This is a genomic window from Kaistella sp. CFF1-2 (assembly GCF_059509915.1).
This window is the reverse complement of sequence record NZ_JCAKLF010000014.1, coordinates 1-5,331: the sequence shown is the minus strand read 5'-3', so window position 1 is coordinate 5,331 and position 5,331 is coordinate 1. Positions and strand designations below refer to the sequence as shown.

2 tRNA genes and 3 rRNA genes are annotated in these 5,331 nt (G+C 46.6%); all 5 read left to right on the top strand.

Annotated features, from left to right (window positions below):
* The first annotated feature begins 93 nt into the window (after positions 1-93).
* The 5 genes from AC5XHR_RS13605 to rrf all read left to right on the top strand — a co-directional run bounded on the left by AC5XHR_RS13605 (position 94) and on the right by rrf (position 5,291).
* Positions 94-1,610 (top strand): 16S ribosomal RNA (locus tag AC5XHR_RS13605).
* A 206-nt stretch (positions 1,611-1,816) separates the two neighbouring features.
* A tRNA-Ile gene (locus AC5XHR_RS13600) sits at positions 1,817-1,890 on the top strand.
* Between the two features lie 89 nt (positions 1,891-1,979).
* Positions 1,980-2,053, top strand: a tRNA-Ala gene (locus AC5XHR_RS13595).
* A 159-nt stretch (positions 2,054-2,212) separates the two neighbouring features.
* A 23S ribosomal RNA gene (locus AC5XHR_RS13590) occupies positions 2,213-4,976 on the top strand.
* A gap of 207 nt (positions 4,977-5,183) precedes the next feature.
* Positions 5,184-5,291: ribosomal RNA gene (rrf, locus tag AC5XHR_RS13585) — 5S ribosomal RNA — on the top strand.
* The 16S, 23S and 5S rRNA genes sit together here with 2 tRNA genes alongside, the layout of an rRNA operon.
* Positions 5,292-5,331: the final 40 nt, after the last annotated feature.

The following is a 5,331-nucleotide window of genomic DNA, read 5'->3' as shown; positions in this document are numbered from 1 at the left end:
AGAGATCATTGAAATATACAATATACAACCAAGTAAGGAAAAACTAAGGCGTAGAATTTAGAATTATCCGATGAGCATAAATCAAACAAACATACAATGGAGAGTTTGATCCTGGCTCAGGATGAACGCTAGCGGGAGGCCTAACACATGCAAGCCGAGCGGTAGATTTCTTTCGGGAAATTGAGAGCGGCGTACGGGTGAGGAACACGTGTGCAACCTGCCTTTATCTGGGAGATAGCCTTTCGAAAGGAAGATTAATACCCCATAATATACTGATTGGCATCAATTAGTATTGAAAGCTCCGGCGGATAGAGATGGGCACGCGCAAGATTAGATAGTTGGTAGGGTAACGGCCTACCAAGTCCATGATCTTTAGGGGGCCTGAGAGGGTGATCCCCCACACTGGTACTGAGACACGGACCAGACTCCTACGGGAGGCAGCAGTGAGGAATATTGGACAATGGGTGAGAGCCTGATCCAGCCATCCCGCGTGAAGGATTAAGGTCCTATGGATTGTAAACTTCTTTTGTATAGGGATAAACCTACCCTCGTGAGGGTAGCTGAAGGTACTATACGAATAAGCACCGGCTAACTCCGTGCCAGCAGCCGCGGTAATACGGAGGGTGCAAGCGTTATCCGGATTTATTGGGTTTAAAGGGTCCGTAGGCGGGCTTATAAGTCAGTGGTGAAAGCCGGCAGCTCAACTGTCGAACTGCCATTGATACTGTAAGTCTTGAGTGTATTTGAAGTGGCTGGAATAAGTAGTGTAGCGGTGAAATGCATAGATATTACTTAGAACACCAATTGCGAAGGCAGGTCACTAAGATACAACTGACGCTGATGGACGAAAGCGTGGGGAGCGAACAGGATTAGATACCCTGGTAGTCCACGCCGTAAACGATGCTTACTCGTTTTTGGGTTTTCGGACTCAGAGACCAAGCGAAAGTGATAAGTAAGCCACCTGGGGAGTACGTTCGCAAGAATGAAACTCAAAGGAATTGACGGGGGCCCGCACAAGCGGTGGATTATGTGGTTTAATTCGATGATACGCGAGGAACCTTACCAAGACTTAAATGGGAAATGACAGATTTAGAAATAGATCCTTCTTCGGACATTTTTCAAGGTGCTGCATGGTTGTCGTCAGCTCGTGCCGTGAGGTGTTAGGTTAAGTCCTGCAACGAGCGCAACCCCTGTCACTAGTTGCTACCATTCAGTTGAGGACTCTAGTGAGACTGCCTACGCAAGTAGAGAGGAAGGTGGGGATGACGTCAAATCATCACGGCCCTTACGTCTTGGGCCACACACGTAATACAATGGCAGGTACAGAGGGCAGCTACACAGCGATGTGATGCGAATCTCGAAAGCCTGTCTCAGTTCGGATTGGAGTCTGCAACTCGACTCTATGAAGCTGGAATCGCTAGTAATCGCGCATCAGCCATGGCGCGGTGAATACGTTCCCGGGCCTTGTACACACCGCCCGTCAAGCCATGGAAGTTTGGGGTACCTGAAGCCGGTGACCGTTAAAGGAGCTGTCTAGGGTAAAACAAGTAACTAGGGCTAAGTCGTAACAAGGTAGCCGTACCGGAAGGTGCGGCTGGAACATCTCATTTTAGAGACAAAACGTCAAAAAAAATTAGTACAGCAATGTACATGTATTTATGCGGATATTTTTTTTATGCTTTAGTTTTTATTTGGTTGAATATTATAAAAATACACCCCTAAGAATTAGTACGAGGGATTGAGACAAGAGATTGGAAGATAAGAGATGTGAGACAAAAGTCTAGTATCTCAAGTCTAAAAGTCTTAAATCTAATGAAGTCTCGTAGCTCAGCTGGTTAGAGCGCTACACTGATAATGTAGAGGTCGGCAGTTCGAGCCTGCCCGAGACTACTAATTTAAAGATGGTAAGATATCAGATTCAAGATATCAGACGAAAAAAGTCTGTAATCTGAAATCTATTATCTGAAATCTAATAACAGGGGGAATTAGCTCAGCTGGCTAGAGCGCCTGCCTTGCACGCAGGAGGTCAAGGGTTCGACTCCCTTATTCTCCACAGTTTTGGAAGTTTGATTTAAAAGTTACGATTGGAGCCAAAAACAACAATTGTTCATCAGACGGAAAGAAAGACAAAAGATCATTGACATTAACGGTAAAGACATCACAAAGAGAAAACCGAGCACTTATAAGTGCTTGAGTAACCAAAAATATTAGGAAAGAAATCGTTAAGGGCGTATGGCGGATGCCTAGGCTTTCAGAGGCGAAGAAGGACGTGGTAAGCTGCGAAAAGCTCGGGGGATTGGCACACACGAATTGATCCCGAGATGTCCGAATGGGGCAACCCGGCAGGTTGAAGGCCTGTCACTCTAATTTATTAGAGAGCAAACCCGGAGAACTGAAACATCTAAGTACCCGGAGGAAAAGAAATCGAAGAGATTCCGTAAGTAGTGGCGAGCGAAAGCGGATTAGCCCAAAAGCTTTTATATGTTTAATAGAATGTTCTGGAAAGAACAGCCATAGAGGGTGATAGCCCCGTATATGAAAGGCATATTTAAGTGATAAATGAGTAGGGCGGGACACGTGAAATCCTGTCTGAATGTGGGGGGACCATCCTCCAAGGCTAAATACTCCTGAAAGACCGATAGTGAACAAGTACTGTGAAGGAAAGGTGAAAAGCACTTCGAATAGAAGGGTGAAATAGAACCTGAAACCGTACGCCTACAAGCGGTCGGAGCACATTTATTGTGTGACGGCGTGCCTTTTGCATAATGAGCCTACGAGTTAATTTTACTAGCGAGGTTAAGGACTTCAGGTCCGGAGCCGGAGCGAAAGCGAGTCTGAATAGGGCGCATAGTTAGTAGGATTAGACGCGAAACCTTGTGATCTACCCATGGGCAGGTTGAAGCTTTGGTAACACAAAGTGGAGGACCGAACCGGTTGACGTTGAAAAGTCTTCGGATGACTTGTGGGTAGGGGTGAAAGGCCAATCAAACTGGGAGATAGCTCGTACTCTCCGAAATGCATTTAGGTGCAGCGTCGATGTTAAGTTTATTAGAGGTAGAGCTACTGATTGGATGCGGGGGAGTCAAATCCTACCAATTCCTGACAAACTCCGAATGCTAATAAATGTTCGTCGGCAGTGAGGGCATGGGTGCTAAGGTCCATGTCCGAGAGGGAAAGAACCCGGACCACCAGCTAAGGTCCCCAAATCTATACTAAGTTGAAACAACGCGGTTGGACTGCATTGACAGCTAGGATGTTGGCTTGGAAGCAGCCATTCATTTAAAGAGTGCGTAACAGCTCACTAGTCGAGCGGTCCGGCATGGATAATAATCGGGCATAAGTATAGTACCGAAGCTATGGATTTACAACATTAGTTGTATCTGGTAGGAGAGCATTCTGTTTGCGCTGAAGCAGTATCGTGAGGTATTGTGGAGCGGACAGAAAAGAAAATGTAGGCATAAGTAACGATAAAGGGGGCGAGAAACCCCCTCACCGAAAGACTAAGGTTTCCTCAGCCATGCTAATCAGCTGAGGGTTAGTCGGGACCTAACGCGAACCCGAGAGGGGTAGTGGATGGACATAGGGTTAATATTCCCTAACTTGCTCACAATAAAAGGGGACGGATTGCCGTACTTACTGGAGACTGACGGAATAGTCAAGGCCTAGCCTTCGGGCGAAGCTGCTGTAGGGAAAGCGGTTCCAAGAAAAGCCGAAGTGAAGCAACCCGTACCAAAACCGACACAGGTAGTCGAGGAGAGAATCCTAAGGTGCTCGAGTGAGTCGTGGCTAAGGAACTAGGCAAAATAGTCTCGTAACTTCGGAAGAAGAGACGCCATCAGCAATGGTGGCCGCAGTGAAGAGGCCCAGGCGACTGTTTATCAAAAACACAGGACTCTGCTAAATCGAAAGATGCTGTATAGGGTCTGACACCTGCCCGGTGCTGGAAGGTTAAGGAAGGTGCTTAGAGGTAACTCGAAGGCATTAACTGAAGCCCCAGTAAACGGCGGCCGTAACTATAACGGTCCTAAGGTAGCGAAATTCCTTGTCGGGTAAGTTCCGACCTGCACGAATGGTGTAACGATCTGGGCACTGTCTCAGCCACGAGCTCGGTGAAATTGTAGTATCGGTGAAGATGCCGATTACCCGCAATGGGACGAAAAGACCCTGTGAACCTTTACTATAACTTCGTATTGACTTTGAGTAAGTAATGTGTAGGATAGGTGGGAGACTATGAAGCAGGCACGCTAGTGTTTGTGGAGTCAACGTTGAAATACCACCCTTTACTTACTTGGAGCCTAACTTCTCGATGAGAAGGACATTGCGTGGTGGGTAGTTTGACTGGGGTGGTCGCCTCCAAAAGAGTAACGGAGGCTTTCAAAGGTACCCTCAGCACGCTTGGTAACCGTGCGTAGAGTGTAATGGCATAAGGGTGCTTGACTGTGAGACCTACAAGTCGATCAGGTGCGAAAGCAGGACATAGTGATCCGGTGGTTCCGTATGGAAGGGCCATCGCTCATAGGATAAAAGGTACTCCGGGGATAACAGGCTAGTCTCCCCCAAGAGCTCACATCGACGGGGAGGTTCGGCACCTCGATGTCGGCTCGTCACATCCTGGGGCTGGAGAAGGTCCCAAGGGTTGGGCTGTTCGCCCATTAAAGTGGCACGCGAGCTGGGTTCAGAACGTCGTGAGACAGTTCGGTCTCTATCTATTGCGGGCGTTAGATGTTTGAGAGGGCTTGAATCTAGTACGAGAGGACCGATTTGAACAAACCTCTGGTGTATCAGTTGTACCGCCAGGTGCACCGCTGAGTAGCTACGTTTGGTAAGGATAAGCACTGAAAGCATATAAGTGCGAAACCTGCCTCAAGATGAGACATCTTTTAAGGGTCGTTGGAGATGACGACGTTGATAGGCTACAGGTGTAAAGACAGTAATGTCATAGCCGAGTAGTACTAATTACCCGTAGATTTATAGCCTAACTACAATGGTTAATTATCAATTGCTAATTATCAATTAACAATTGACTGGTTCTTATAAGTGCGATAAAGGTTTTGCCTTTGTGATGTATATTACCGATAAATATTGTACGAAAGTACAATGTACAATGTAAAAAGTACAAAGTATAGAATACTTAAAGTACATGATACATAGTACATTCTACATCGTACAACAAATACAATATTTAGGGTGGTTTTAGCAGAGGGGCTCACCTGTTCCCATTCCGAACACAGAAGTTAAGCCCTCTAGCGCCGATGGTACTGCGAAAGCGGGAGAGTAGGTCGCCGCCAGTTTTTTTTTAAAGCTCATCAATTAGTTTTGATGAGCTTTTTT